Origin of the sequence: Leclercia sp. W17, from assembly GCF_003336325.1 — a bacterium.
In the GTDB taxonomy this organism is placed as follows: domain Bacteria; phylum Pseudomonadota; class Gammaproteobacteria; order Enterobacterales; family Enterobacteriaceae; genus Enterobacter.
Map to the genome: position 1 here is coordinate 682,301 of NZ_CP031101.1, position 24,735 is coordinate 707,035.

23 protein-coding genes and 1 riboswitch are annotated in these 24,735 nt (G+C 57.8%); of the genes, 13 read left to right on the forward strand and 10 right to left on the reverse strand.

Annotated elements, in window-relative coordinates; genetic code table 11:
* Positions 1–201: 201 nt before the first annotated feature.
* The 3 genes from DVA44_RS03445 to hldE are packed head-to-tail and all read left to right on the forward strand — an operon-like array spanning position 202 to position 5,854.
* Entirely contained in the window at positions 202–1,503 is a 1,302-nt protein-coding gene (locus DVA44_RS03445) for an inorganic triphosphatase (protein ID WP_114385737.1), read from the forward strand.
* 18 nt (positions 1,504–1,521) lie between these two features.
* Complete coding sequence (gene glnE / locus DVA44_RS03450) at positions 1,522–4,380, forward strand: bifunctional [glutamate--ammonia ligase]-adenylyl-L-tyrosine phosphorylase/[glutamate--ammonia-ligase] adenylyltransferase (protein WP_114385738.1); 2,859 nt, start codon at positions 1,522–1,524, stop codon at positions 4,378–4,380.
* A 40-nt stretch (positions 4,381–4,420) separates the two neighbouring features.
* Positions 4,421–5,854, forward strand: coding sequence for a bifunctional D-glycero-beta-D-manno-heptose-7-phosphate kinase/D-glycero-beta-D-manno-heptose 1-phosphate adenylyltransferase HldE (gene hldE / locus DVA44_RS03455; RefSeq protein WP_103822882.1), 1,434 nt, complete (start codon positions 4,421–4,423; stop codon positions 5,852–5,854).
* A 35-nt stretch (positions 5,855–5,889) separates the two neighbouring features.
* On the opposite strand, the gene DVA44_RS03460 is transcribed toward hldE, so the two are convergent.
* Positions 5,890–6,186: an accessory factor UbiK family protein gene (locus DVA44_RS03460; protein ID WP_103822881.1), complete on the reverse strand. Its 297-nt coding sequence runs from the start codon at positions 6,184–6,186 to the stop codon at positions 5,890–5,892.
* Between the two features lie 120 nt (positions 6,187–6,306).
* A riboswitch (FMN riboswitch) is annotated at positions 6,307–6,457 on the forward strand.
* Between the two features lie 104 nt (positions 6,458–6,561).
* On the opposite strand from DVA44_RS03460, the gene ribB reads away from it, so the two are divergent.
* Complete coding sequence (gene ribB / locus DVA44_RS03465; RefSeq protein ID WP_103822880.1) at positions 6,562–7,215, forward strand: 3,4-dihydroxy-2-butanone-4-phosphate synthase; 654 nt, start codon at positions 6,562–6,564, stop codon at positions 7,213–7,215.
* A 41-nt stretch (positions 7,216–7,256) separates the two neighbouring features.
* Here the strand turns inward: ribB and zupT are convergent, their stop codons facing one another.
* The gene (zupT, locus tag DVA44_RS03470) at positions 7,257–8,030 is read right to left on the reverse strand and encodes a zinc transporter ZupT (protein WP_114316775.1); all 774 of its coding nucleotides are present in this window, start codon (positions 8,028–8,030) and stop codon (positions 7,257–7,259) included.
* 196 nt (positions 8,031–8,226) lie between these two features.
* On the opposite strand from zupT, the gene ygiD reads away from it, so the two are divergent.
* Positions 8,227–9,015 (forward strand): 4,5-DOPA dioxygenase extradiol, encoded by a 789-nt coding sequence (ygiD, locus tag DVA44_RS03475; protein WP_103822878.1) that lies wholly within the window; start codon positions 8,227–8,229, stop codon positions 9,013–9,015.
* Between the two features lie 81 nt (positions 9,016–9,096).
* On the opposite strand, the gene DVA44_RS03480 is transcribed toward ygiD, so the two are convergent.
* The 3 genes from DVA44_RS03480 to tolC all read right to left on the reverse strand — a co-directional run bounded on the left by DVA44_RS03480 (position 9,097) and on the right by tolC (position 12,536).
* Complete coding sequence (locus DVA44_RS03480) at positions 9,097–10,257, reverse strand: glutathionylspermidine synthase family protein (protein ID WP_114385739.1); 1,161 nt, start codon at positions 10,255–10,257, stop codon at positions 9,097–9,099.
* Positions 10,258–10,259: 2 nt separating this feature from the next.
* A complete protein-coding gene (locus tag DVA44_RS03485; RefSeq protein WP_103822876.1) occupies positions 10,260–10,931 on the reverse strand; it encodes a DUF1190 family protein in 672 nt (223 codons plus the stop codon).
* Between the two features lie 174 nt (positions 10,932–11,105).
* Positions 11,106–12,536: an outer membrane channel protein TolC gene (gene tolC, locus DVA44_RS03490; RefSeq protein WP_114385740.1), complete on the reverse strand. Its 1,431-nt coding sequence runs from the start codon at positions 12,534–12,536 to the stop codon at positions 11,106–11,108.
* Between the two features lie 204 nt (positions 12,537–12,740).
* Here tolC and nudF point away from each other — a divergent pair, with 204 nt between their 5' ends.
* The 5 genes from nudF to parE are packed head-to-tail and all read left to right on the forward strand — an operon-like array spanning position 12,741 to position 17,150.
* A complete protein-coding gene (gene nudF / locus DVA44_RS03495; RefSeq protein ID WP_114385741.1) occupies positions 12,741–13,373 on the forward strand; it encodes an ADP-ribose diphosphatase in 633 nt (210 codons plus the stop codon).
* The gene (locus tag DVA44_RS03500) at positions 13,370–13,792 is read left to right on the forward strand and encodes a DUF1249 family protein (protein WP_003862516.1); all 423 of its coding nucleotides are present in this window, start codon (positions 13,370–13,372) and stop codon (positions 13,790–13,792) included. Before nudF ends, DVA44_RS03500 begins: the two co-directional genes overlap by 4 nt.
* 28 nt (positions 13,793–13,820) lie before the next feature.
* On the forward strand, positions 13,821–14,648 hold the full coding sequence (gene cpdA, locus DVA44_RS03505; protein ID WP_114385742.1) for a 3',5'-cyclic-AMP phosphodiesterase: 828 nt from the start codon (positions 13,821–13,823) through the stop codon (positions 14,646–14,648).
* The gene (gene yqiA, locus DVA44_RS03510) at positions 14,648–15,229 is read left to right on the forward strand and encodes an esterase YqiA (RefSeq protein ID WP_103176986.1); all 582 of its coding nucleotides are present in this window, start codon (positions 14,648–14,650) and stop codon (positions 15,227–15,229) included. Before cpdA ends, yqiA begins: the two co-directional genes overlap by 1 nt.
* Positions 15,230–15,257: 28 nt before the next feature.
* On the forward strand, positions 15,258–17,150 hold the full coding sequence (gene parE, locus DVA44_RS03515) for a DNA topoisomerase IV subunit B (protein WP_103176985.1): 1,893 nt from the start codon (positions 15,258–15,260) through the stop codon (positions 17,148–17,150).
* Between the two features lie 83 nt (positions 17,151–17,233).
* Here parE and DVA44_RS03520 read toward each other — a convergent pair whose 3' ends face one another.
* Entirely contained in the window at positions 17,234–18,070 is an 837-nt protein-coding gene (locus tag DVA44_RS03520) for an AraC family transcriptional regulator (protein ID WP_114385743.1), read from the reverse strand.
* 166 nt (positions 18,071–18,236) lie between these two features.
* Between DVA44_RS03520 and DVA44_RS03525 the strand changes: the two genes are divergently transcribed.
* Genes DVA44_RS03525 through DVA44_RS03535 form a run of 3 tightly spaced genes read left to right on the forward strand, consistent with a single transcriptional unit; the run spans position 18,237 to position 22,537 of the window.
* Positions 18,237–20,045, forward strand: coding sequence for a DUF2264 domain-containing protein (locus DVA44_RS03525; RefSeq protein ID WP_114385744.1), 1,809 nt, complete (start codon positions 18,237–18,239; stop codon positions 20,043–20,045).
* Between the two features lie 31 nt (positions 20,046–20,076).
* Positions 20,077–21,321, forward strand: a complete 1,245-nt coding sequence (locus DVA44_RS03530; RefSeq protein WP_197080114.1) for an oligosaccharide MFS transporter — start codon at positions 20,077–20,079, stop codon at positions 21,319–21,321.
* A gap of 28 nt (positions 21,322–21,349) precedes the next feature.
* A complete protein-coding gene (locus DVA44_RS03535) occupies positions 21,350–22,537 on the forward strand; it encodes a glycoside hydrolase family 88 protein (protein ID WP_114385745.1) in 1,188 nt (395 codons plus the stop codon).
* 21 nt (positions 22,538–22,558) lie between these two features.
* Here the strand turns inward: DVA44_RS03535 and DVA44_RS03540 are convergent, their stop codons facing one another.
* The 4 genes from DVA44_RS03540 to DVA44_RS03555 form a co-directional block, all read right to left on the reverse strand.
* On the reverse strand, positions 22,559–23,089 hold the full coding sequence (locus DVA44_RS03540; protein ID WP_246843597.1) for a hypothetical protein: 531 nt from the start codon (positions 23,087–23,089) through the stop codon (positions 22,559–22,561).
* 20 nt (positions 23,090–23,109) lie between these two features.
* Positions 23,110–23,550: a peptidoglycan-binding protein LysM gene (gene lysM, locus DVA44_RS03545; RefSeq protein ID WP_114316782.1), complete on the reverse strand. Its 441-nt coding sequence runs from the start codon at positions 23,548–23,550 to the stop codon at positions 23,110–23,112.
* A 193-nt stretch (positions 23,551–23,743) separates the two neighbouring features.
* Positions 23,744–24,058: a putative quinol monooxygenase gene (locus DVA44_RS03550; RefSeq protein ID WP_114388367.1), complete on the reverse strand. Its 315-nt coding sequence runs from the start codon at positions 24,056–24,058 to the stop codon at positions 23,744–23,746.
* Positions 24,059–24,087: 29 nt separating this feature from the next.
* Positions 24,088–24,669: an NAD(P)H-dependent oxidoreductase gene (locus DVA44_RS03555; protein ID WP_103176972.1), complete on the reverse strand. Its 582-nt coding sequence runs from the start codon at positions 24,667–24,669 to the stop codon at positions 24,088–24,090.
* Between the last annotated feature and the right edge of the window lie 66 nt (positions 24,670–24,735).

Here is a 24,735-nt window from a genome sequence, read left to right on the forward strand (position 1 = left end):
TAGTGGTAACGGCTTCTCCACGCAAAGGATTCGTCAGCATTCGGAATCCTCCGTGTACTGTTTGCCACTTTAACAAGCTTTACGCCCGTCAAATTGCTCATTGCGTGGCAATCTGGCGCAAAATACTATCTACTGACAAAAAAGTGGCGAGTAAGTTCGCCTAAATTTACCCCGCAGTGCTGCAATCAAAAGAACAAGGCCATGGCTCAGGAAATCGAATTAAAGTTTATCGTTGAAAATGAGAGCGTCGACGCGCTGAAAAACCATCTGCACCAGCTGACAGCTGAACATCACGAGCCGGTGCAACTGCTCAACATCTATTACGAAACCCGGGACCTGTGGCTGCGTCGCCATGACAGGGGGCTGCGCATTCGCGGCGTCGATGGTCGCTACGAGATGACCATGAAAATTGGTGGCCGCGTGGTGGGCGGTCTGCATCAGCGCCCGGAATACAATATTGAAATTGACCAGCCTGCGCTGGATCTGGCGCGCTTCCCGGCGGAAGTGTGGCCGGAAGGCCAACTGCCCGAGGGCCTGGAAGAGAGCGCCAGCCCGCTGTTCAGCACCGATTTCTGGCGCGAAAAGTGGCTGGTGAACGAAGGTAAAAGCCGCATTGAAATCGCCCTCGACCGGGGTGAGGTAAAAGCGGGCGAGTTCCAGGAGCCGATCTGCGAGCTGGAACTTGAGCTGCTGGAAGGCCACGCCGATGACGTGCTGAAGCTGGCCCGCAAGCTGGTGACCCAGAGCGGTCTGCGTCAGGGGAGCCTGAGCAAAGCCGCCCGCGGCTATCATCTGGCCCAGGGCAATGCACCGCGCACCCTGAAACCGCTGGAGATTATGCGCGTCGCGCCGAAATCCTCCATCGAGCAGGGGTTTGAAGCCTCGCTGGAGCTGGCCCTGAGCCAGTGGCAGTATCACGAGGAGCTGTGGGTCCGCGGCGTGAAAGGGGCGAAAGCCGAGGTGCTGGCGGCGATGGCGCTGGTACGTCACAGCCTGACGCTGTTCGGCGGCATTGTGCCACGTAAAGCGAGTGCTCACTTACGCGATCTGCTGACCCAGACTGAAACCCTGATGGCGTCGGATGTCTCTGTCGAGACGGCGGTCTACAGCCCGCAAACCGCCACCGCGAAACTGGCGCTGACCGAGTTTCTGGTGACACGCGGCTGGCGCACCTTCCTCGACGCGAAGGCGCAGAGCAAAATAGCGGATAACTTTAAGCGCTTCGCCGATATTCACCTCTCCCGTCACGCCGCTGAACTGAAAACCACGTTCGCCCATCCGCTGGGGGATCAGTATGGCGATCAGCTGATTCGTCTGGCGCGTAACATCGACAGCATGCTGCTGCTGGCAGGGGCCTATGACGGCCCGGTGGCCCGCGCATGGCTGGAGAACTGGCAAGGGCTGCTGCATGCCATTAAGACGCGCCAGCACATTGAAATTGAGCATTTCCGCAACGAAGCCATTTCGCAGGAGCCATTCTGGCTGCACAGCGGAAAACGTTAACGCAGGCAAGGAACCCCAATGATGCCGCTTTCTTCACCCTTACAGCAGCAGTGGCAGACGGTATGTGAGCGTCTGCCGGAAGCATTACCCGCCTCGTCATTAAGCGAGCAGGCCCGGCAGGTGCTGGCGTTCAGCGACTTTGTGCAGGAGAGCGTTACGGCACATCCTGACTGGCTGACCGGGCTTGAGGCCGCGCCGCCGCAGGCGGACGAGTGGCAGCACTACGCGCAGTGGTTACGCGACGCGCTGGCAGAGGTCAGCGATGAAGCCGCGCTGATGCGCGAGCTGCGCCATTTCCGCCGTCGGGTGATGGTGCGCATCGCCTGGGCGCAGGCGCTGATGCTGGTGAGTGAAGAGAGCACGTTGCAGCAGTTGAGTCACCTTGCGGAGACGCTGATCGTCGCCGCCCGCGACTGGCTGTACGACGCCTGCTGTCGTGAATGGGGTACGCCATGCAGTGAGGATGGCACCCCGCAGCCGCTGCTGATTTTAGGGATGGGCAAACTCGGCGGCGGCGAGCTCAACTTTTCCTCGGATATCGATCTGATCTTCGCCTGGCCGGAGAAGGGCGCCACCCGCGGCGGACGCCGTGAGCTGGACAACGCCCAGTTCTTTACCCGCCTGGGGCAGCGGCTGATTAAGGCCCTGGATCAACCCACCCAGGATGGCTTTGTCTACCGCGTGGATATGCGCCTGCGTCCGTTCGGCGACAGCGGCCCGCTGGTGCTGAGCTTTGCCGCGCTGGAAGATTATTATCAGGAGCAAGGACGCGACTGGGAACGCTACGCAATGGTCAAGGCGCGGATCATGGGCGATAACGACGGCGCCTATGCCAGCGAGCTGCGCGCCATGCTGCGCCCGTTCGTGTTCCGTCGCTATATCGATTTCAGCGTCATCCAGTCGCTGCGCAACATGAAAGGGATGATTGCCCGGGAAGTGCGGCGCCGCGGCCTGAAAGACAACATCAAGCTGGGGGCGGGCGGCATCCGCGAGATCGAGTTTATCGTCCAGGTGTTCCAGCTGATCCGCGGCGGGCGCGAGCCGTCGCTGCAATCCCGCTCCCTGCTGCCAACGCTTGCGGCAATTGCACAGCTGAATCTGCTGCCGGAAGGGGATGCGCAAATCCTGCGTGAGGCCTATCTCTTTTTGCGTCGGCTGGAGAACCTGCTGCAAAGCATTAACGACGAACAAACCCAGACCCTGCCGGGGGATGAGCTTAATCGCGCCCGTCTCGCCTGGGGGATGCGCCTGGACGACTGGCAGGCGCTGACCGGGGCGCTGGATGCGCACATGGCCGCGGTGCGCCGGATTTTTAACGACCTGATTGGCGACGATGAGAGCGAATCACAGGATGATGAGCTTTCCGAGCACTGGCGCGAGCTGTGGCAGGATGCGCTGCAGGAGGACGACACTACCCCGGTGCTGGCCCACCTCAGCAATGATGACCGTCACCGGGTGGTGGCGCTGATTGCCGATTTCCGCCTGGAACTGAACAAGCGCGCCATTGGCCCGCGCGGACGTCAGGTGCTCGATCACCTGATGCCGCACCTGCTGAGCGATGTCTGTTCCCGCGCCGATGCGCCGGTGCCGCTGTCGCGCCTGACCCCGCTGCTCAGCGGGATCATCACCCGCACCACCTACCTTGAGCTGTTAAGCGAGTTCCCTGGCGCGCTTAAGCACCTGATTTCCCTCTGCGCCGCCTCGCCAATGATCGCCAGCAAGCTGGCGCGCTATCCGCTGCTGCTGGACGAGCTGCTCGATCCCAACACCCTTTACCAGCCGACGGCGACCGACGCCTATCGCGATGAGCTGCGCCAGTATCTGCTGCGCGTGCCGGAGGAGGATGAGGAGCAGCAACTGGAGGCGCTGCGGCAGTTTAAGCAGGCGCAGCTGCTGCGTGTGGCTGCCGCCGACATCGCCGGAACGCTGCCGGTGATGAAAGTGAGCGATCACTTAACCTGGTTGGCGGAGGCGATTATTGATGCCGTTGTCCATCAGGCGTGGGTGCAGATGGTGGCGCGTTACGGCCAGCCGAAGCACCTGGCCGATCGCGAAGGACGCGGCTTTGCCGTGGTGGGTTACGGCAAGCTGGGAGGCTGGGAGCTGGGCTACAGCTCCGATCTGGATCTCATTTTCCTTCACGACTGCCCGGTGGATGTGATGACCGACGGCGAGCGTGAGATCGACGGGCGTCAGTTCTACCTGCGCCTGGCCCAGCGCATCATGCACCTGTTCAGCACCCGCACGTCGTCGGGCATTCTGTATGAAGTGGATGCCCGCCTGCGTCCGTCCGGGGCGGCGGGTATGCTGGTCTCTTCCACCGAGTCGTTCGCCGAGTATCAGAAGAACGAAGCCTGGACCTGGGAGCATCAGGCTCTGGTGCGCGCCCGGGTGGTCTATGGCGATCCGCAGCTGAAGGCGCAATTCGATGCCATCCGTCGCGACGTGCTGACCGCCACGCGCGAGGGCCCGACGCTGCAGACCGAGGTGCGCGAAATGCGTGAAAAAATGCGCGCTCATCTGGGGAATAAGCACCGGGATCGCTTTGATATTAAAGCCGACGAAGGCGGTATTACCGATATCGAATTTATCACCCAGTATCTGGTGCTGCGTGATGCCCACGCCAAACCGAAGCTGACCCGCTGGTCGGATAATGTGCGCATTCTGGAACTGCTGGCGCAGAACGACATTATGGATGAACAGGAGGCGCTGGCGCTCACCCGCGCTTACACCACGCTGCGCGATGAACTGCACCATCTGGCGTTGCAGGAGCAGCCCGGCCATCTGCCGCTCGACTGCTTTAACGCCGAGCGGGAGCTGGTGCGCGCCTGCTGGCAGAAGTGGCTGGTGGAACCGTGCGTAACAAAACAAGTGTGATATTATCGCGCGCAAATTGTGAATCTTTCTGGAGTCAGGAATGAAAGTAACACTGCCAGAGTTTGAACGTGCTGGAGTTATGGTAGTTGGCGATGTGATGCTGGATCGCTACTGGTATGGGCCAACCAGCCGCATTTCCCCGGAAGCCCCGGTCCCGGTGGTGAAGGTGGATACCATTGAAGAGCGTCCTGGCGGCGCGGCAAACGTGGCGATGAACATTGCTTCTCTCGGCGCGCATTCGCGTCTGGTCGGTCTGACCGGCATCGATGATGCGGCGCGGGCGCTGAGCAAGACGCTGGCGGATGTGAACGTTAAATGTGATTTCGTTTCTGTTCCAACGCACCCGACCATTACCAAGCTGCGCGTGTTGTCGCGCAACCAGCAGCTGATCCGCCTCGACTTTGAAGAGGGCTTTGAAGGCGTGGATCCGGAGCCGCTGCACGAGCGTATCAACCAGGCGCTGGGCAACATCGGGGCGCTGGTGCTCTCCGACTACGCCAAAGGGGCGCTGGCGAGCGTCCAGCAGATGATTAAGCTGGCGCGTGCTTCCGGTGTGCCGGTGCTGATCGACCCAAAAGGCACCGATTTCGAACGCTATCGCGGTGCGACGCTGCTGACGCCTAACCTCTCCGAGTTTGAAGCGGTGGCGGGCAAATGCAAAACCGAAGATGAGATCGTTGAGCGCGGCATGAAGATCATCGCCGACTTCGACCTCTCCGCGCTGCTGGTGACCCGTTCCGAGCAGGGGATGACCCTGCTGCAACCGGGCAAAGCGCCGCTGCATATGCCAACCCAGGCGCAGGAAGTGTATGACGTCACCGGTGCGGGCGATACGGTGATTGGCGTGTTGGCGGCGACGCTGGCTGCCGGGAATACCCTCGAAGAGGCCTGCTACTTTGCCAACGCTGCCGCAGGCGTGGTGGTCGGCAAGCTGGGGACCTCAACCGTCTCTCCCATCGAGCTGGAAAACGCGGTGCGTGGGCGCGCCGAAACCGGTTTTGGCGTGATGAGCGAAGAAGAGCTGAAAGTGGCCGTGGCCGCCGCGCGTAAGCGTGGTGAGAAAGTGGTGATGACCAACGGCGTGTTCGACATTCTGCACGCGGGCCACGTCTCCTATCTTGCCAACGCGCGCAAGCTGGGCGACCGCCTGATTGTGGCGGTGAACAGCGATGCTTCTACCAAACGGCTGAAAGGCGAAACCCGTCCGGTGAATCCGCTTGAGCAGCGCATGATTGTGCTTGGCGCGCTGGAAGCGGTGGACTGGGTCGTCTCCTTCGAAGAGGACACTCCGCAGCGTCTGATTGCCGGGATCCTGCCGGACCTGCTGGTGAAAGGCGGTGACTACAAGCCTGAACAGATCGCAGGTAGCGAAGAGGTCTGGGCCAACGGCGGTGAAGTGATGGTGCTCAACTTTGAGGACGGGTGTTCAACCACCAACATCATCAAAAAGATCCAGAAAGACAGCGAGAAATAAAAAACGGGCCGAAAGGCCCGTTTTTTTGCGGTGAATTATTCCACGTTATCAACCGGTGGGATCGCTGGCGCCGGTTTCACTTCGTCGACAACGTTGCGGTTTTCCAGCTCGGTGAGGCGCTGCTCCAGCAGGGCAATCTTCTCACGGGTGCGCAGCAGAACCTGCGTCTGCACGTCAAATTCTTCACGGCTGACCAGATCCAGACGCATCAGCTGCGCCTGCAGCACCTGGCGGATCTTCTTCTCAACATCATCACCAAACTCACGTACGCCTTTTGGCATGGATTCATGGACCTGGCGGGCAAGTTGTTCAATTTTTTTTGGGTCGATCATCATAGTTCCCTTGAAGTAAAGATGTTTAGAATCATTGTAGCGCGTTACGGAGATCCTTAAACCAGAATTGTGTGAAGCTTATGCGTTGCCGAACATAATCATTAGCGTTATAGTTATCCCGCTTATTCTCAGGGCGGGGCGAAATTCCCCACCGGCGGTAAATCAACACCATGTTGAAAGCCCGCGAGCGCTTTGGGTGCACACTCAAAGGTCAGCAGATCCGGTGTAATTCCGGGGCCGACGGTTAAAGTCCGGATGGGAGAGAGTAACGAACCAGTCGGGCGAGGCCCGCTCACGTTATTTTTTTGCCGTACTCCGGCGCTCCTAAGACTGCCCTGATTCTGGTAACCATAATTTTAATGAGGTTTTTTTACCATGAATCAGACGCTCCTTTCCTCTTTCGGTACCTCTACTGACCGTGTTGAGCAGGCGCTTGCTGCGCTTCGCGAAGGCCGCGGCGTGATGGTGCTTGACGATGAAGACCGTGAAAACGAAGGCGATATGATTTTCGCCGCCGAAACCATGACCGTTGAGCAGATGGCGCTGACCATCCGTCACGGCAGCGGTATTGTTTGCCTGTGTATCACCGAAGATCGTCGTAAGCAGCTGGAACTGCCTATGATGGTTGAGAACAACACCAGCGCCTTCGGCACCGGTTTTACCGTTACCATCGAAGCGGCCAGCGGTGTGACTACCGGCGTGTCGGCTGCTGACCGCGTGACCACCGTGCGTGCCGCCATTGCCGATGGTGCAAAACCTTCTGACCTGAACCGTCCGGGCCATGTCTTCCCGCTGCGCGCGCAGCCGGGCGGCGTGTTGACTCGCGGCGGCCACACCGAAGCCACTATCGATCTGGTCACGCTGGCCGGTTTCAAACCCGCCGGTGTGCTCTGTGAACTGACCAATGATGATGGCTCTATGGCCCGCGCGCCGGAGTGCATCGACTTCGCGGTGAAACACAACATGGCTGTGGTCACCATTGAAGATCTGGTGGCGTATCGCCAGGCGCAAGAGCGCAAAGCCAGCTGATAACGCATCATAAAAAACGCCGGGTTAACCCGGCGTTTTTTTTAACCTATTCCTGCCGTCTGGAGCAGCACCAGACTGAGCCCCATCACCGACATCCCGCACAGCACGCCGTAGCTGGGATTATTATTAGGGTCGATCTCTTTGGCGAGCGGCATCAGCTCGTCCACCGACAGCGCCACCATAATGCCCGCCACTGCCGCCATAATCGCCGCCATCACTACGGGTGAAATCAGGCTGCCGAGGATCAACCACGCCAGCACCCCGCCGAGGATCTCTGCCATGCCGGAAATGCCTGCCCAGAATACCGCCTTACGCTTAGAACCCGTTGCGGCATAGACCGGGCCTGCGACCGCCAGCCCCTCCGGGATATTGTGCAACGCCACCGCCAGCGCAATACCGAATCCTAACTCCAGGTTGTTACTGGCGGTCACGTAGGTCGCAACGCCTTCCGGGAAGTTATGCAGGCTGATGCCCAGGGTCAGCAGCAGCGCAGTACGTCGCAGGTTGCGGGGCAGGGGCTGACTCCCTTTCTGCATCAGATCCTGCGGGTGCGCGTGGGGCAGCATTCTGTCCAGCGCAAAGTAGCCCAGCAGGCCAAAAACAAACATCCCGTAGCCGAGCACCGGCGACATCCCTTCGGTGCCGAGTGCCGCGGGCAGCATCTCCATCAGGGAGATGAGCAACATGATCCCGGCGGCAAAGCCGAGCGAAAATGCCAGCACGCGGTTAGAGGGCTTCTGGCCCAGCACGCCGAGCAGGGCGCCGATAAAGGTGGCGGCGCCTGCGAGAATCGTCAGAATCAGAGGAACTGACATTCACCTCTCCTTATGATAATGATTATCATTCATATTAAAGGCTAAACGCGCGTAAAGCGAGCGGGTATAATCGCCTTTACAGATCCCTTACATTCAAATTTCCTGATGATCTTCATCATGGTTATCAGAGTTCATCTTATCCTGTTAACGGGTAAGGTAAAGCTATCAAATCGACAGCTTGTGTAAGGATATCATCATGACATCTTCTCGTATGCCAGCACTGTTTTTGGGCCACGGCAGCCCCATGAACGCGCTGGAGGATAACGTCTATACCCGCGCCTGGCGTCATCTGGGAGAGACGTTGCCGCGTCCGAAAGCGATCGTGGTGATTTCTGCACACTGGTTTACCCGTGGCACCGGCGTTACCGCGATGGAAACGCCGAAAACGATCCATGATTTTGGTGGCTTCCCGCAGGCGCTGTACGACACGCACTATCCGGCACCGGGATCACCAGCCCTGGCGCAGCGGCTGGTAGAGCTGCTTGCGCCTCTCCCGGTCACCCTTGATAAAGAGGCGTGGGGCTTTGACCACGGCTCCTGGGGCGTGCTGATCAAGATGTACCCGGATGCCGACATCCCGATGGTGCAGCTGAGTATCGACAGCACCAAACCGGCGGCATGGCACTTAGAGATGGGCCGTAAGCTCGCCGCGCTCCGTGACGAGGGCATTATGCTGGTAGCCAGCGGTAACGTGGTGCACAACCTGCGCACCGCACGCTGGCATGGAGAAAACACGCCCTATCCGTGGGCAACGTCGTTTAACGATTACGTGAAAGCAAACCTGACCTGGCAGGGGCCGGCTGAAGAACATCCGCTGGTGAACTATCTGGCGCACGAAGGCGGCTCGCTCTCGAACCCGACGGCGGAACATTTCCTGCCGCTGCTCTATGTTCTGGGCGCGTGGGATGGTCAGGAGTCCGTTTCCACACCGGTGGATGGCATTGAGATGGGCAGTTTGAGTATGTTGTCGGTGCAGGTGGGGTAAAGTGCCCGGTGGCGCTGCGCTTACCGGGCCTGCGGAGTTATGTAGGCCGGGTAAGGCGAAGCCGCCACCCGGCACCACAGGCTACTCCACGAAGATATGCGGATAGAACCGTGACAGATCCTGGGTGATCAACGCCCGATCCTCACGAATACCAATCCCGGCTGGCTGATCGTTGATCAGCCAGCTGCCGATCAGCATGTAGCTGTCGCCATACTTCGGTAACTGGCAGAACTGCTGGACGATCATCCCTTCTTCGCCATACGGACCTTCTACCGCTTCCACGGTGTTACCGTTTTCGATAATCGATACGTTGGCGCCTTCGCGGGAGAAAATCGGCTTTTTGACATACTTATCCATCTGCGGGTGGTCATCTTCTGCGAAGTACGCCGGCAGCAGATTTGGATGGTCCGGGAACATCTCCCACAGCAGCGGCAACAGGGCTTTGTTAGAGATAATGCTCTTCCAGGCCGGCTCCAGCCAGCGTACGCCCGCATCTTCCAGCTTGGTGGAGAAGACTTCGCGCAGCATGTATTCCCACGGATAGAGCTTGAACAGGTTACTGATTACCTGGTCCTGCAGATCGGTGAACTGGCCTTTTTCACCCAGCCCGATATCTTCTATATAGAGGAATTCAGTGGCGACTTCGGCTTCGGCGGCGCAGTCCTGCAGATACTGTACCGTGCCGCGATCTTCGACCGTGTCGCGACAGCAGGCAAAGTGCAGCAGGTTAAAGCCGTGCTGTTCACGCAGCTCAGTGAAACGCGCGATCAGCTTTTCCTGCAGGCTGTTGAACTGATCGCTGCCTTCCGGCAGACGGCCTGCGTTCTGCTGATCTTCCAGCCAGATCCACTGGAAGAAGGCCGCTTCATACAGGGAGGTTGGTGTATCGGCGTTGTTCTCAAGCAGCTTCGGCTCGCCGGTGCCATCCCACGCCAGATCGAGGCGGGAGTAGAGCGACGGCTGATGGGTCTGCCATGACTGACGCACAAAGCCCCAGGTGTGCTTCGGAATGCGGAATTTGGTCAGCAGCTCATCGCTGGCGATCACCTTCTCCACGACCTTCAGGCACATCTGATGCAGCTCCGCCGTCACCTCTTCCAGTTTTTCAACCTGGGCGAGGGTCAGCTTGTAGTAGGCATCTTCACACCAGTACGGCTCGCCGTACATGGTGTGGAAGTTGAAACCATATTCGGTGGCTTTTTCGCGCCAGTCCGGGCGCTCAACAATACTGACTCGTTCCATTATCAGCCGCCCATTGAGCGCGTTGAGGTGCCGGTCGCGCTGCGCTGCATGGTGTTCTGTTTGGCAACAGACTCACCAAAGCCGCCGCGGGTAACGGTGCTGGTGGTCGCCGGTTTTGGCGCCATGGCGGTCTTAGGTACGTTCATGGTGCGGCCAGGCTGTGCGGCACCATAACCTTTGCCGCTGGCATCGGTGTACTGACCGTAAGCCGGGCTGGCTGGGTTTTTAGAGCTGAACAGCGGTTGCTGTTGATAACCCGCACCGCCGCCCATCAGTCGGCCCATCATGTAACCGGCCATCAGTGGCATCCAGAAACTGCCGCTGGATTGTGCCTGCGCCTGGTTTTCTGGCGCCGTGCCCGCTTGGGCCGGAGCAGGTGCCTGCTGGCACTGGCCTTCGCCAAATTCCGCTACGCAGTCTTCACGGCTGGCATATTTCGGCGCGGTACGTTCGGCCTCTTTCAGGGCATTGTTGTAGGCGGTGGTACACTCTGCCTTGTTGCCGGTGGCGGAGGCACAGTCATCGGCATTCTGATAGAGCGAAACCGTTTCGTCGCTTTGCTCACAGCCTGCCAGCATAAACACGGCGCCCAGCGCCAGGGCGACAGGAGTGAGGTGACGCGCGTTCCAGCTTTTGCGGAACGTGGCGTGATTAATGGATTTTGTCCGTTTCATGATCGTCTTTCGAGACCCAGTGGTAAAACACAGAAAATAACGCTCAGAATAGAGGATGAGTGGTGGAAATTGAAGCGATGGGGGCGAAACTGGGGGATCTTTACGTTGGCTTACGTTTTTTTGTCGGACAGCGCGATAATACCCGGCCAGGATAGCCCTGGCCGGGTAACAGCATTAGTTGCTGGTGGTACGCGCAGCGGCGGCGGTTAAGCCATCAGCAGAGGCGGCCTGCTGTGGATTTTCCGGGGTCACAACCTCTGGGGTCGTGGAGATAGGTTTACCCAGGGCGCCGTTCAGCGCCAGCAGATCCTGCTCGTTCAACGTACCCAGCGCTGACTTGATGTTCAGCTGGTTAATCAGGTAGTTGTAACGGGCGTTGGAGAGCTGTTGTTTGGCGTTGTAGAGCGTGGTGGTCGCATCCAGAACGTCAACAATGGTACGGGTACCCACCGAGTAACCGGCTTCCGAGGCATCCAGAGAGCTCTGGGCAGAGACAACGGCCTGTTTGTAGGCGTTGATGCTGCTGATAGAGGCGTTCACGTTGTTGAAGGAGGAACGCACGGTCTGAACCACGCTGCGGTGCGCGCTTTCAAGCTGTTCGCTGGCACCGACAAAGTTGTACTGCGCCTGTTTCACCTGCGAATTGACCTGACCACCCTGATAGATCGGCAGGGAGAAGCTCAGACCAATTTTGTTCTGGCCGACATCGCTGTCGCTGTACTGACCACCCTGGGCACCGCTGGTTCTGGAGCCGCTGTAGCTGGTATTCGACACGCTGGTAGAGGCGTTCAGGCTCAGGGTTGGCAGGTGGCCATCCTGTGCCTGGCGAATTTGCTCACGCGCCAGATCCTGGTTCAGACGGGCCTGCAGCAGGCTAAGGTTACGGTTTTCCGCTTCTTTCAGCAGGGCATTCACCGCCTGCGGCTTGTCAGTTTTGAAGCGTTCAACGTTCAGGGAAGCCAGTTGCGGATAGTAGTTACCGGTGACCTGACGCAGCTGTTCAACGGCGTTGTCCAGGTCGTTACGCGCGGTCACTTCGTTCGCCAGCACGCTGTCGTATTGTGAACGGGCGTTCTGCACGTCGGTAATGGCCACCAGACCCACGTTAAAACGCTGGGTGGTCTGATCGAGCTGACGGTAGATGGCTTGTTTCTGCGCTTCAATATAGGAGAGCGTATCGATGGCGCTCAGCACTCTGAAGTAGGCGGTAGCCGTGTTAAGGATCAGCGTCTGCTGGTCGGTCTGATAGGTGACATCCTGAATACCGGCTGCTTTTTCCTGCAGGCTCAGGGTACGCCATTTAGACATATCAAACAGCGTCTGGGTTAACTGGAGTGAACCGCTGGTCACATTGGAGTCGATGCCATTCGCATCACGATAGCCGTTGTTATAGGTATAATCAGCACCTAAACCCAGCTGTGGTAATAATGGACTGCGTGCTTCATTAATTTTTTCAAATGCAGCGTCACGATCGGCAGCGGACTTGCGCAGTTCCGGGTTGCTCAGACGTGCCTGCTTATAAACCTGTATCAGGTCTTCTGCCTGACTCAACGCGCTGAAGCCCGTCAGGCTCAGGCCGATGAGGATGGGGAGCAATTTCTTCATTTGCTTTCCTTGTTGTGAAGCTTTGTTAGCGCTGATCTAATTAAAAAAATATCTACCGATTCTAGCAGACTTCGCCACTGCAAAAGGTTGGCGTTCCGTGCCATGCGGCAGTAACTTGCACCAATTTACCATACTGATGTAGAAACCGCAGTTTAGCAGATTGGAATTTCACCTTAACGCCACCATAAATAACAGGACGCAAACATGGAAAAACCAGAGAAGATGCCAGTGACATACACAAAAAACGATGTAGAAATTATTGCACGAGAAACGCTCTACAGCGGATTTTTTTCACTGGAATTATACCGTTTTCGCCATCGTCTGTTTAACGGCGAAATGAGTGGCGAAGTGCGGCGCGAAATTTTTGAGCGCGGGCATGCTGCAGTCTTGCTACCCTTTGACCCAGTGCGTGATGAAGTGGTACTGGTAGAGCAGATTCGCATTGCCGCGCTGGATACCAGCGAAAGCCCGTGGCTGCTGGAGATGGTGGCCGGGATGGTTGAAGCAGGCGAGACCCCGGATGAGGTCGCCCGTCGCGAGGCGATGGAAGAGGCCGGGCTGATTGTTGGGCGTACAAAACCGATTTCGAATTATCTGGCAAGCCCTGGCGGCACCAGCGAGCGTTTATCGGTTCTGGTAGGCGAAGTGGACGCCACGACCGCGCAAGGGATTCACGGTCTGGTTGATGAAAACGAAGATATTCGTGTTCATGTGGTAAGTCGGGAGCAGGCTTATCAATGGGTAGAAGAGGGGAAAATCGACAACGCGGCTTCTGTCATCGCTTTGCAATGGCTACAGCTGCACTATCAGGAATTAAGAAACGAGTGGAAAAAATGAAGCGTTATACACCTGACTTCCCTGAAATGATGCGCCTGTGCGAAACCAATTTCGCCCAGTTGCGCCGTTTGCTGCCGCGTAATGACGCGCCCGGCGAAACAGTGAGCTATCAGGTGAGCAACGCGCAGTATCGGTTAACGATTACGGAATCAACCCGTTACACTACGCTGGTGGAGATCGAACAAACGGCACCTTCCATCAGCTACTGGAGCCTGCCGTCGATGACGGTGCGGCTGTACCATGACGCGATGGTCGCTGAAGTGTGTTCAAGTCAGCAGATCTTCCGCTTCAAAGCGCGTTATGATTACCCAAATAAAAAGTTGCATCAACGTGACGAAAAGCATCAAATTAATCAGTTTCTGGCTGATTGGCTAAGATACTGTTTAGCACATGGAGCGATGGCGATTCCGGTTTGTTAGCGTCGTGAAACCTACCTAAGGACACCATTTGGAAAGCCTGTTGAACCTGACTGTTGCTGGTGGGGCGCCAGTCAGGGTATTACAAATTACCGATACTCACCTGTTTGCCAATAAGCATGAAACCCTGTTAGGTGTGAATACCTGGGAGAGTTATCAGGCTGTTCTGGAAGCCATTCATGGCCAGAAGCGCGAATGCGATTTGATTGTCGCAACGGGCGATTTGGCGCAGGACCAAACCGCCGCGGCTTATCAGCATTTCGCTGAAGGTACCGCGAGCTTTCACGCGCCCTGCGTCTGGTTACCGGGAAACCACGATTTTCAACCGGCGATGTACAGCGCACTTCAGGATTCAGGCATTTCGCCCGCTAAACGGGTCTACGCCGGCGACCACTGGCAGATTCTGCTGCTCGACAGCCAGGTCTTCGGCGTGCCGCACGGTGAGCTGAGCGATTTTCAGCTGGAGTGGCTGGAAGCGAAACTGGCGGCTGAGCCGGAGCGCAACACGCTGCTTTTACTGCATCATCATCCGCTGCCGGCAGGATGTAGCTGGCTCGATCAGCATAGCCTGCGCAACTCCGCCGCCCTGGATCAGGTGCTGGAGAAATTCCCGCGGGTGAAGCACTTGCTCTGCGGACATATCCATCAGGAGCAGGATCTCGACTGGAACGGTCGTCGCCTGCTGGCTACGCCTTCTACCTGCGTGCAGTTCAAACCGCATTGCGCGAACTTCACGTTAGATACCATTGCGCCAGGTTGGCGCTGGCTGGAACTGCATGCCGACGGCTCGTTGACCACCGAAGTCTGCCGTCTGGAAGGCACCCAGTTCCGCCCGGATACCGCGTCAGAAGGCTACTGATGTCTGCGCTCCTTTATCTGCACGGGTTCAACAGCTCTCCGCGCTCGGCAAAAGCGACGCTGTTTCGCCAATGGCTGGAGGTTCATCATCCCGACGTCGAGATGATCGTCCCGCAGCTGCCGCCGTACCCGGCAGACGCTGCCGAGATGCTGGAGACCATCGTCATGGCGCACGGCGGCGAGCCGTTCGGCGTGGTGGGCTCTTCCCTTGGCGGCTACTACGCCACCTGGCTCTCCCAGTGCTTTATGCTGCCCGCCGTGGTGGTGAATCCGGCGGTACGGCCTTTTGAGCTGCTGGTGGGCTATCTTGGGCACAACGAGAACCCCTACACCGGACAGCAATATGTGCTAGAGTCTCGCCATATTTACGACCTCAAAGTGATGCAGATTGATCCGCTGGAAGCGCCAGATCTTATCTGGCTGCTGCAACAGACGGGTGATGAAGTGCTGGATTACCGCCAGGCAGTGGCGTATTACGCCTCTTGCCGCCAGACTGTAGAAGAGGGTGGTAACCACGCTTTCACGGGCTTTGAGGATCATTTCACCCAGATTGTCGATTTTCTCGGTCTGCACAGCCTCTGACAATCGCTGCGAATTGCTAGTTTAAATCATGACGCAAACCTATAACGCTGATGCCATTGAGGTACTCACCGGGCTTGAGCCGGTTCGCCGCCGTCCGGGGATGTACACCGATACTACGCGCCCAAACCATCTGGGCCAGGAAGTAATTGATAACAGCGTCGACGAAGCGCTGGCGGGTCATGCCAGACGCGTTGACGTTATTCTGCATGCCGACCAGTCGCTGGAAGTGATCGACGACGGGCGCGGCATGCCTGTCGATATCCACCCAGAAGAGGGGGTGCCAGCGGTTGAACTGATCCTCTGCCGCCTGCATGCGGGCGGGAAGTTCTCCAATAAAAATTACCAGTTCTCAGGCGGTCTGCACGGGGTAGGTATCTCCGTGGTGAACGCCCTGTCCAAACGCGTGGAAGTGACCGTTAAGCGCGACGGCCAGGTCTACAACATCGCCTTTGAGAACGGCGATAAAGTGCAGGATTTGCAGGTGATCGGTACCTGCGCGAAACGCAATACCGGCACCAGCGTCCACTTCTGGCCGGACGAGAGCTTCTTCGACAGCCCGCGTTTCTCGGTTTCTCGCTTAACGCACATCCTGAAAGCGAAAGCGGTGCTCTGCCCTGGGGTAGAAATTACCTTCAAGGATGAGGTCAACAACAGCGAGCAGCGCTGGTGCTACCAGGATGGTCTGAATGATTATCTGGGCGAAGCGGTTAATGGCCTGCCAACCCTGCCGGAAAAACCGTTTATCGGTAATTTTGCCGGTGATACGGAAGCGGTGGACTGGGCGCTGCTGTGGCTGCCGGAAGGCGGCGAGCTGCTGACCGAAAGCTACGTGAACCTCATCCCGACCATGCAGGGCGGCACGCACGTGAACGGCCTGCGCCAGGGGCTGCTGGACGCGATGCGTGAGTTCTGTGAATACCGCAACATCCTGCCGCGCGGCGTGAAGCTGTCGGCGGAAGATATCTGGGAGCGCTGCGCCTACGTCCTCTCCGTGAAGATGCAGGATCCGCAGTTTGCCGGTCAGACCAAAGAGCGTCTCTCCTCGCGCCAGTGCGCGGCGTTTGTCTCCGGCGTGGTGAAAGATGCCTTCAGCCTGTGGCTGAACCAGAACGTACAGGCCGCAGAAATGCTGGCCGAAATGGCCATCTCCAGCGCCCAGCGCCGTCTGCGCGCGGCGAAGAAAGTGGTGCGTAAAAAGCTCACCAGCGGCCCTGCGCTGCCGGGCAAGCTGGCGGACTGTACCGCGCAGGATCTGAACCGCACCGAGCTGTTCCTCGTGGAAGGGGACTCTGCGGGCGGGTCGGCCAAGCAGGCGCGCGACCGTGAATATCAGGCGATCATGCCGCTGAAGGGGAAGATCCTTAACACCTGGGAAGTCTCTTCCGACGAGGTGCTGGCGTCGCAGGAGGTGCATGACATCTCGGTGGCGATCGGTATTGATCCGGACAGCGAAGATCTCAGCCAGCTGCGTTACGGCAAGATCTGTATCCTCGCGGATGCGGACTCCGATGGGCTGCACATCGCCACCCTGCTGTGTGCGCTCTTTGTGAAGCACTTCCGCACGCTGGTGAAAAACGGCCATGTCTATGTGGCGCTGCCGCCGTTGTACCGTATCGATCTCGGTAAAGAGGTCTATTACGCCCTGACGGAAGAAGAGAAAGCGGGCGTGCTGGAACAGCTTAAACGCAAGAAGGGCAAACCTAACGTGCAGCGCTTTAAAGGGCTGGGCGAGATGAACCCTTTACAGCTGCGTGAAACCACGCTCGATCCGAATACCCGCCGTCTGGTACAGCTCACCATCAGCGATGAAGATGAGCAGCAGACCACTGCAGTGATGGATATGCTGCTGGCCAAGAAGCGCTCGGAAGACCGCCGCAACTGGCTGCAGGAGAAGGGCGACCTGGCGGATATCGAGGGTTGATGCCTTGCCGGGCGGCGGCTGCGCCTTGCCCGGTCTACCCGCACCTGTAGGCCCGTGCAAGCGAAGCGCCGCCGGGCATTGCGTCAGGCCGCATGATTCTTCCGGTACTGCAAGGGCGTCTCTCCGATGCCCTTTTTAAATGCGCTGATAAAGTAGGTCACGTCCGAAAACCCCACCCGCGCGGCAATCTCCCGCACGCTCGCCTCCGAATGCAGCAGGCACTCACAGGCTTTGCGTAATCGTAACGTATTCAGGTAATCGTGAATTTTCTCTCCCGTTTCCGCATGGAATTTCCGGGATACATAGCTGCGGGATTTCCCCAGCTCGTCTGCCAGCGCATCAAGGCTGAACTTATGCTGATAGTGCTCATCCAGCCAGAACATTACCTGGCTGGCGATACCGTGGCTGTTGCCGGGCTGGCCTTCGTCATCGTGCGGCAGCATGGCGAACAGGCTAATCAGCAAGCTGGCGATGCGCTCGCTATTCAACGGCGGCGGGTAGCAGCCGAAGAGATGATCGAGATGGCTGTGGCAGTGCGCCATATCCGCTACCCAGGCTTCTCCTCCCCGTTGGGACAGCTTCTGGAGTCGTTGTTGGGTCTGTGGGAAGTCGCGCAGGGCTTTCATTACCGCGTGCTGATCGAGATGAATAATGGTCCGGCGGTAGTTCGCTTCGGCCTGGGGATCGACCATCACCTTGTGCAGGGTAAAGGGCGGGAAGAAAAATAGCCTCCCCGGGCGCATGGTGTAGTGACGATTATCGACAATCGCCACGCCAAAGCCCTCTTCGACATAGAGGATCTCCAGGCACTGATGCCAGTGGTGATAGCGCACGGTGTTGGCGAACAGGCGACTGAACGACACGAGGGTATCGTTCAGGGTGATGAGCTCAAGGTGTTCCGCCGTGGGGGTCTCGCGCATAGTGCAATAAAACTCAACTTTTCCCTTTTCTTTCCCCTTTATAAACCACCTTTTTAAATTTCCTCAACTGCGGGTTTATTCATCTCTCACTCCTGTGACCCGGCTAACATTTCTGCACCTTGCTGATTAACTATGCTTTGCCGCAGTTGATTGCGAGGACGAGCGTATGTGCGCGGCAAATAAAGAAAAATCAAATCCGTTGTCATCCCGCCAGGATCTGGTGGCGGCCCTTAATACCCTGCTGGCCGCGGTGGATAAGCAGTTCCCGGCGGGTAGCTCCCGTTTTTCACTGGGCGATACCAGCGCCCACTACGCCACCGATGTCGCGCAGATGGAGGGGCTCTCCCGGGTCTTGTGGGGGCTGTTTCCGCTGATGGCCGCAGGCGACAGTACGCCCTTCAGCGATAAATACCTCACCGCCATTAAGCAGGGGACCGATCCGCAAAGCGCAGGCTACTGGGGCGAAGCCGGGCCTTATGACCAACGTCTGGTGGAGATGGCGGCCTATGGCCTCGGGCTGGCGCTGCTGCAGGACAAACTCACTGAACTGTTTAGCGAACCTGAGCTGATGAATCTGCACGCCTGGCTGAACCAGATCACCGACGCGACGATGCCGGACAGCAACTGGAACTACTTCGCCATCATGGTCCAGCTTGGCTTTAAGCGCGCCGGGCTGCCCTACGATCAGCAGGCCATCGATCGCCGCTTCGCCATGATGGAGGCCTACTATCTCGGGGACGGCTGGTACTCCGACGGTCCGGGTCGGCCAAAGGACTATTACATCTCAATGGCGTTTCACTTTTACGGCCTGATTTACGCCACCCTGAGCGGTGATGAGGCGAGGGCAGAGGTGTTGCGCCAGCGTTCGTGTCTGTTCGCGGAAGATTTTATCTATATGTCCGCTGCCGACGGCGCCTCGGTGCCCTTTGGCCGCAGCCTGACCTACCGCTTCGCGATGGTCGCCTTCTGGAGCGCGGTGGCTTTTTCCGGGCTGGAGGTGTTTACGCCGGGGATCGTGAAAGGGATCATCCTGCGTCATCTGCGCTGGTGGCAGCAACAGCCGATGACCGATCGCGACGGGATCCTGACGCTGGGTTTCGCCTACCCGAACCTGGCGATGTGCGAGGACTATAACTCCCCCGGCTCGCCTTACTGGGCGCTTAAAACCTACCTGATTCTGGCCCTGCCGGAGAGCCATCCGTTCTGGCAGGCAGAAGAGCAGCCATTACCTGCGCTTGCCGAAAAGCGCGTCATTCCCCATGCCCAGCAGATCCTGATGCAGGCGGATCACGTCACCATGCTCACCGCCGGACAGCTGGAGCTGAACAACTACGTTAACACCGAGGCGAAATACACCAAATTTGCCTACTCCAGCCGCTTTGGGTTCACCATCGAGCGCGGACGCTTCGGCATCAAGCATGCCGCCTGCGACTCCATGCTGCTGCTGGCCGATGGTGATAACTACTTCCGCGGACGCCGTGAATGCGAGGCGGTCCGCGTCGACGAGAACTTCATCTTTTCGCGCTGGTCGCCGTGGCACGACGTCCACATCGAGAGCTGGCTGGTGCCATTTGGCGAGTGGCATCTGCGCCTGCACCGCATTAACAGCGCCCGCACGTTGCAGACGGTGGAGGGCGGGTTTGCGGTAATGAAAACCGACCACCAGCTTATCGGGCGCGGCAGTTACCTGAATGCCGCGAACGGCAGCAGCGCCATTGTCGATCTGTCGCCTGTCATCAGCCGTCAGCCTGACAGCGTGGTGACGCCACCCAACAGCAGCATCATGTTTGCCGAATGTGCCGCCATTCCGGTGCTGACCACCACTCTCCCGCAGGGGGAGAGCTGGCTGTGCAGTGCGGTATACGCCTCCGGGAAAGCGCGTGCAGAGGCAAACACACCACAACTGAAAATAGAAGATAACCGGGTCGTTATTTGCGCGCCCGGAAGCGAACGTAAGCGGTCGTTCATTTTATAAGAGCCTTACCCTGGATATCGGCGAGGATGGTATGAGCAACAAAACTGAATATTACAAAATCAGCAGTTTTATTTTTCTCTATTTCTTTACCTGGTCGGCCAGTATTGGTTTGCTGGCGATCTGGCTCGGGCAAAAAGCCAACCTGAGCGGCTCGGTGATCGGCACCGTATTTGCGGTAAACGGTGTCTTTTCCGTTATTCTGAAACCGATCTATGGCTACATTCTGGATAAGATCGGCATGAGCAAATACCTGCTCTATTTTGTGGTGGCGATGTCCGCCCTGATGGCGCCATTCTTTATTTATGTCTATCAGCCGCTGTTAATGTCCAACACCATGCTGGGGATTATTATCGGCGCGCTCTATTTAAGTTTCGCCTGGTATGCGGGCGTCGCGGCGTGCGAATCCTATTCCGACCGTTTCAGCCGTCTGAACGGCATGGAGTTTGGTCAGATCCGTATGTGGGGCTCGCTCGGCTGGGCGGTGGCGTCGTCGTTCTCCGGCCTGCTGTTTAACCTCTCTCCGGCGTACAACTTTATTATGGGCAGCGTGGCGTCGGTCATTATGCTGATTGTCCTCCTGAGCCTGAAGGTGAACACCAACTCGGCCCATGCCGGTGAGGTGCTGACCAAAGAGAAAATCGTTCCGGCGGATGTCTACGCCCTGCTGCGCAGCCGCAAATTCTGGGCCTTCTGCCTGTACGTGGCGGGCGTGGCGTGGATGATGTTTATCGCCGAGCAGCAGTTCTCGCGCTATTTCGTCACCTTCTTTGATGACGTGCACCAGGGCAACGCGGTATTTGGCTATCTGGGCACCGTGCAGTCGGGCATGGAATTTGTCATGTATATGGTGATCCCGCTGTTCGTGAATTTTATTGGCGCCAAACGCGGGTTATTAATTGTCGGCCTGATTGTCGGGGCGCGCCTGATTATTTCCGGGATCTGCGATTCGCACCTGCTTATTTCGGTTCTCAAGCCGCTGTATGGCTTGGAGATCTGCCTCCTGCTGGTGTCGGTCTTTAAATATATAGCCGAGCATTTCGATAAACGTGTGAACGCCACCATGTATCTGCTGGGTTATCAGGCAATGCTCTACGTCGGTAATGTCGTGGTCTCTTCCCCTGCCGGTTATATGTATGACCGCATCGGCTTTGAGCAGACCTATATCATCATGGGCGCCACGGCGCTGACCTTTACCCTTATTTCCGCCTTCACGTTATCCGCCTGCCAGAGCAAATGGCGCGGCGCAAAAACGCTGAACGTTGTTGAACATCACTAATTTACGTCGTCAAAGAAGGAATCGAATTATGTTAAGTCGTATCACCGAGGAACGTCTGGCCGATATTTCCGTGCCCGTGGATGAACGCGCCTTTAGCGATGAGCTAAGCTCGGCGCGCAGCCATGTCCTCGACCTGATTAGCCGTCATTTAACGGAGTTCGGCGACAAATTCCCGGCAGAAACCTGCAAGGAGGGGTTTTATCCCCTGACCGATAACGTCGAATGGACCACCAGCTTCTGGACCGGGCAGCTGTGGCTGGCGTGGGAGATGAGCGGGGACGAGAAATTCCGTGAGATGGCCCAAAAACACCCGCGCTCGTTTGGCCTGCGCATTGCCGGGCGCAGCGACACCAACACCCACGATCTCGGCTTCCTCTATACGCTCTCCTGCGTGGCGGACTGGCGGCTGACCGGCAGTCGCGAGGCGCGCGGCTTCTCGCTGCTGGCGGCGGAAGCCCTGCTGGAACGCTTCCACGAGAAGGCGAAGATCATCCAGGCGTGGGGCGATCTGGCCGATCCGGAACAGGCCGGCCGGATGATCATCGACTGCAACATGAACCTGCCGCTGCTCTACTGGGCGACGGAGCAGACCGGCGATCCGCGCTTTGCCGAGGCCGCTCAAGCGCATGTGATGCAGGCCGCAACGTACCTGATCCGTGACGATGCCTCTACCTTCCACACCTACTATATGGACGTGGTCACCGGCGCGCCGCGCTACGGTAATACCCAGCAGGGCTATGCGGACGACTCCTGCTGGTCGCGGGGCCAGGCGTGGGGGATTTACGGCTTCCTGCTGAGCTATATCTATACCGGCGACGAGACGATGATCGCCCTGTCAAAACGGCTGGCAAACTACTTCCTCAACCGCCTGCCGGAGGATTACGTCTGCCATTGGGATCTGGCGCTGGTGGGCACCGACGCGCTGCGCGACTCCTCGTCGGCGGCGATTGCGGTATGCGGCCTGCTGGAGCTGGTGAAGCACCTGCCGGTGACTGACCCGGATCGCGAGTGCTATCTGGCGTGGGCGAAAGGGATCATGTCCTCGCTGACCAGGCACTACCTGATGGGGAAAGAGGAGAAGGGCAACGGCGTGCTGAAACACTCCGTGTATCACCTCGCCAGCAACAAGGGCGTGGACGAGTGCGCCAGCTGGGGGGATTACTTCTACGTCGAAGCGCTGGTGCGCTTCACCCAGAGCTGGAAACTGTACTGGTAAAAAGTGGCTGGGGTGGCGTTGTCACCACCCCAGCACCTCTTTGATGACTCGCCGATAAGGGGTATCGATCTGCTCCGGCACCCGATTGATGTAATCCCGCGCATGCTGGCGGGTCTCGCCGCTCAGGTTATCCAGATAAACAATGGCTTCATCCACGGTGGGCACACGGCCCTCGAGGGAGGCGCTTCTCGGCGGCAGCCCGGTCCAGATCACCGCCTCGATGCCTCTCTCAACCGCCCATCTCGAAAGCAGGCCGGTGTGGCGGCCTTCGATCAGCAATGAACCTATACCGTCACAACGATCTTCCGGGATCCCCTCGCGTTCACGCAACGCCTGACAGGCCACGCTCAGCGTTTCCACATTAAGCCATGCCCAGAGCACCGGTACGGCAGGCGCATTCATACAGATGGCGGTTGCCAGTTCACCGCCGTCACTGACCCGGCAAAACTCGACGGGCAGCGACGGTCCGTCGGTTTTCCACTCCCCGGCGACGGGGAGTGAGCCGCTTTTCCAGACCAACGAGCCCCAGCCCAGACAGGCTATCTTCATCATCTTCTCACTGTACGGCGCTATCAGGCTTCCGGAATACGCAGCGTCTGGCCAGGATAAATTTTATCGGGGCTGGAGAGCATAGGGCGGTTGGCTTCGAAGATTTTGTTGTACTGCGACGCATCGCCATACACCGTTTTGGAGATAGCGCTCAGCGTATCACCCGATTTGACCGTGTAGTAGGTGGCTTCATGTTGGGTATCGGTGGCGGTGATGCTGTTTTCCACCTCGCTGACGCCCGCGATGTTCCCTACCGCGACCTGGATTTTTTCCTTCTGCTCCTGGGTGAGTCCGTCACCCGTCACCACGGCCTTACCGTCGTTAACGTTGACCTGTACTTTGTCGGCGCCCGGTATGTTGAGTTTTTTAAGGTGTTCAGTCACCTTATCGCTCTGACCTTTGTGATCGGTCAGGTTGTCCCACAGCTTTTCACCTGCTTCTTTAACGAAGTTAAAAATTCCCATTCCTTCCTCCAGATAACAATGAAATCAGAAATAAGCATAGCAGGTGCGTTTCGAGGTGATAAAAAAAGCCCGGAAACGCTATGCGTACCGGGCCTGAGGTTCGGTGCTGTTGGTATTGCCGGGCGGCACTTCGTTTGCCCGGCCTACGGTTTTGTAGGCCCGGTAAGCGTAGCGCCACCGGGCAAAACAGGGGTTAAACCCCGTTCTCCAGAATACGGATATGCGTTTCCAGAACGTCACCCTTCACCGCCTCGCTCCACGCTTTCATGTGCGGGGTCTGCAGATGCGCTTCAAGGTGCGCCACGGTTTCCCACTGCTCAACCATCACGATGGAGTCGGGGGCGGTGGTCTGGAAGCTGACGCCTGGGGCGGTGTCCACCATCGGCGCGTAGCCGTGGCAGCCGGCTTCTTCTAAAACGGTCGGGATAATTTTAGCGAACTGATCCAGCACCGCCTGACGGTGATGTTGGCCAGGACGGGTACGAATTTCAGCAATAACGGTAAGCATGGTCATTTCTCCTGATAACATGCAACCAGTTAAGCAAAAATTTCAGCCAGATGCTTGCGATATTCTGCGATATAGCGTGGCACGTCCGGCATTTTGATCACGTCGTTGGTGATAAAGGTCGGCAGCGCCTCCATTCCCAGGAACTGGTTGGCTTTGTGGAACGGCAGATAAACACCGTCCACGCCCACGCCGTGGAAGAACTGATCTTCTTCGGTGAAGGCTTCTATCGGTGCGTTCCAGGTGAGGGAAAGCATGTACTTTTTCCCCTGAATCAGACCGCCGGAGCCATATTTTTTCGAGGCATCTGAACGGGTGCGGCCATCGCTGGCATACAGCGCGCCGTGGCCTTCGGTAAAGACATCGTCCATGTACTTTTTCACGGTCCACGGCGCGCCCATCCACCAGCCAGGCATCTGCCAGATCACCACGTCAGCCCAGAGGAAGTTCTGCACTTCGGCCTGGATATCGTATTCACCGTCGGTGCGCACGACTTTAACATCATGCCCGGCGTCGCGCAGGAAGCCGTCCGCGACCTCGGTCAGGGTGTCATTCAGTTGGCCATTGGAGTGGGCGAATTTTTTTGCGCCGTTGATAATTAGGATATTGCTCATTAAGTTGTCCTCAAAGTAGCGAGTCTGAGGGCTATTCTACGCGCGACAGCGGTGCGGTGAAATTAG

Coding starts and splice junctions, on each gene's coding strand:
- DVA44_RS03445 (WP_114385737.1), top strand. CDS start 202: ATGGCTCAGGAAATCGAATTAAAGTTTATCGTTGAAAATGAGAGCGTC.
- glnE (WP_114385738.1), top strand. CDS start 1,522: ATGATGCCGCTTTCTTCACCCTTACAGCAGCAGTGGCAGACGGTATGT.
- hldE (WP_103822882.1), top strand. CDS start 4,421: ATGAAAGTAACACTGCCAGAGTTTGAACGTGCTGGAGTTATGGTAGTT.
- DVA44_RS03460 (WP_103822881.1), bottom strand. CDS start 6,186: ATGATCGACCCAAAAAAAATTGAACAACTTGCCCGCCAGGTCCATGAA.
- ribB (WP_103822880.1), top strand. CDS start 6,562: ATGAATCAGACGCTCCTTTCCTCTTTCGGTACCTCTACTGACCGTGTT.
- zupT (WP_114316775.1), bottom strand. CDS start 8,030: ATGTCAGTTCCTCTGATTCTGACGATTCTCGCAGGCGCCGCCACCTTT.
- ygiD (WP_103822878.1), top strand. CDS start 8,227: ATGACATCTTCTCGTATGCCAGCACTGTTTTTGGGCCACGGCAGCCCC.
- DVA44_RS03480 (WP_114385739.1), bottom strand. CDS start 10,257: ATGGAACGAGTCAGTATTGTTGAGCGCCCGGACTGGCGCGAAAAAGCC.
- DVA44_RS03485 (WP_103822876.1), bottom strand. CDS start 10,931: ATGAAACGGACAAAATCCATTAATCACGCCACGTTCCGCAAAAGCTGG.
- tolC (WP_114385740.1), bottom strand. CDS start 12,536: ATGAAGAAATTGCTCCCCATCCTCATCGGCCTGAGCCTGACGGGCTTC.
- nudF (WP_114385741.1), top strand. CDS start 12,741: ATGGAAAAACCAGAGAAGATGCCAGTGACATACACAAAAAACGATGTA.
- DVA44_RS03500 (WP_003862516.1), top strand. CDS start 13,370: ATGAAGCGTTATACACCTGACTTCCCTGAAATGATGCGCCTGTGCGAA.
- yqiA (WP_103176986.1), top strand. CDS start 14,648: ATGTCTGCGCTCCTTTATCTGCACGGGTTCAACAGCTCTCCGCGCTCG.
- parE (WP_103176985.1), top strand. CDS start 15,258: ATGACGCAAACCTATAACGCTGATGCCATTGAGGTACTCACCGGGCTT.
- DVA44_RS03520 (WP_114385743.1), bottom strand. CDS start 18,070: ATGCGCGAGACCCCCACGGCGGAACACCTTGAGCTCATCACCCTGAAC.
- DVA44_RS03525 (WP_114385744.1), top strand. CDS start 18,237: ATGTGCGCGGCAAATAAAGAAAAATCAAATCCGTTGTCATCCCGCCAG.
- DVA44_RS03530 (WP_197080114.1), top strand. CDS start 20,077: ATGAGCAACAAAACTGAATATTACAAAATCAGCAGTTTTATTTTTCTC.
- DVA44_RS03535 (WP_114385745.1), top strand. CDS start 21,350: ATGTTAAGTCGTATCACCGAGGAACGTCTGGCCGATATTTCCGTGCCC.
- DVA44_RS03540 (WP_246843597.1), bottom strand. CDS start 23,089: ATGATGAAGATAGCCTGTCTGGGCTGGGGCTCGTTGGTCTGGAAAAGC.
- lysM (WP_114316782.1), bottom strand. CDS start 23,550: ATGGGAATTTTTAACTTCGTTAAAGAAGCAGGTGAAAAGCTGTGGGAC.
- DVA44_RS03550 (WP_114388367.1), bottom strand. CDS start 24,058: ATGCTTACCGTTATTGCTGAAATTCGTACCCGTCCTGGCCAACATCAC.
- DVA44_RS03555 (WP_103176972.1), bottom strand. CDS start 24,669: ATGAGCAATATCCTAATTATCAACGGCGCAAAAAAATTCGCCCACTCC.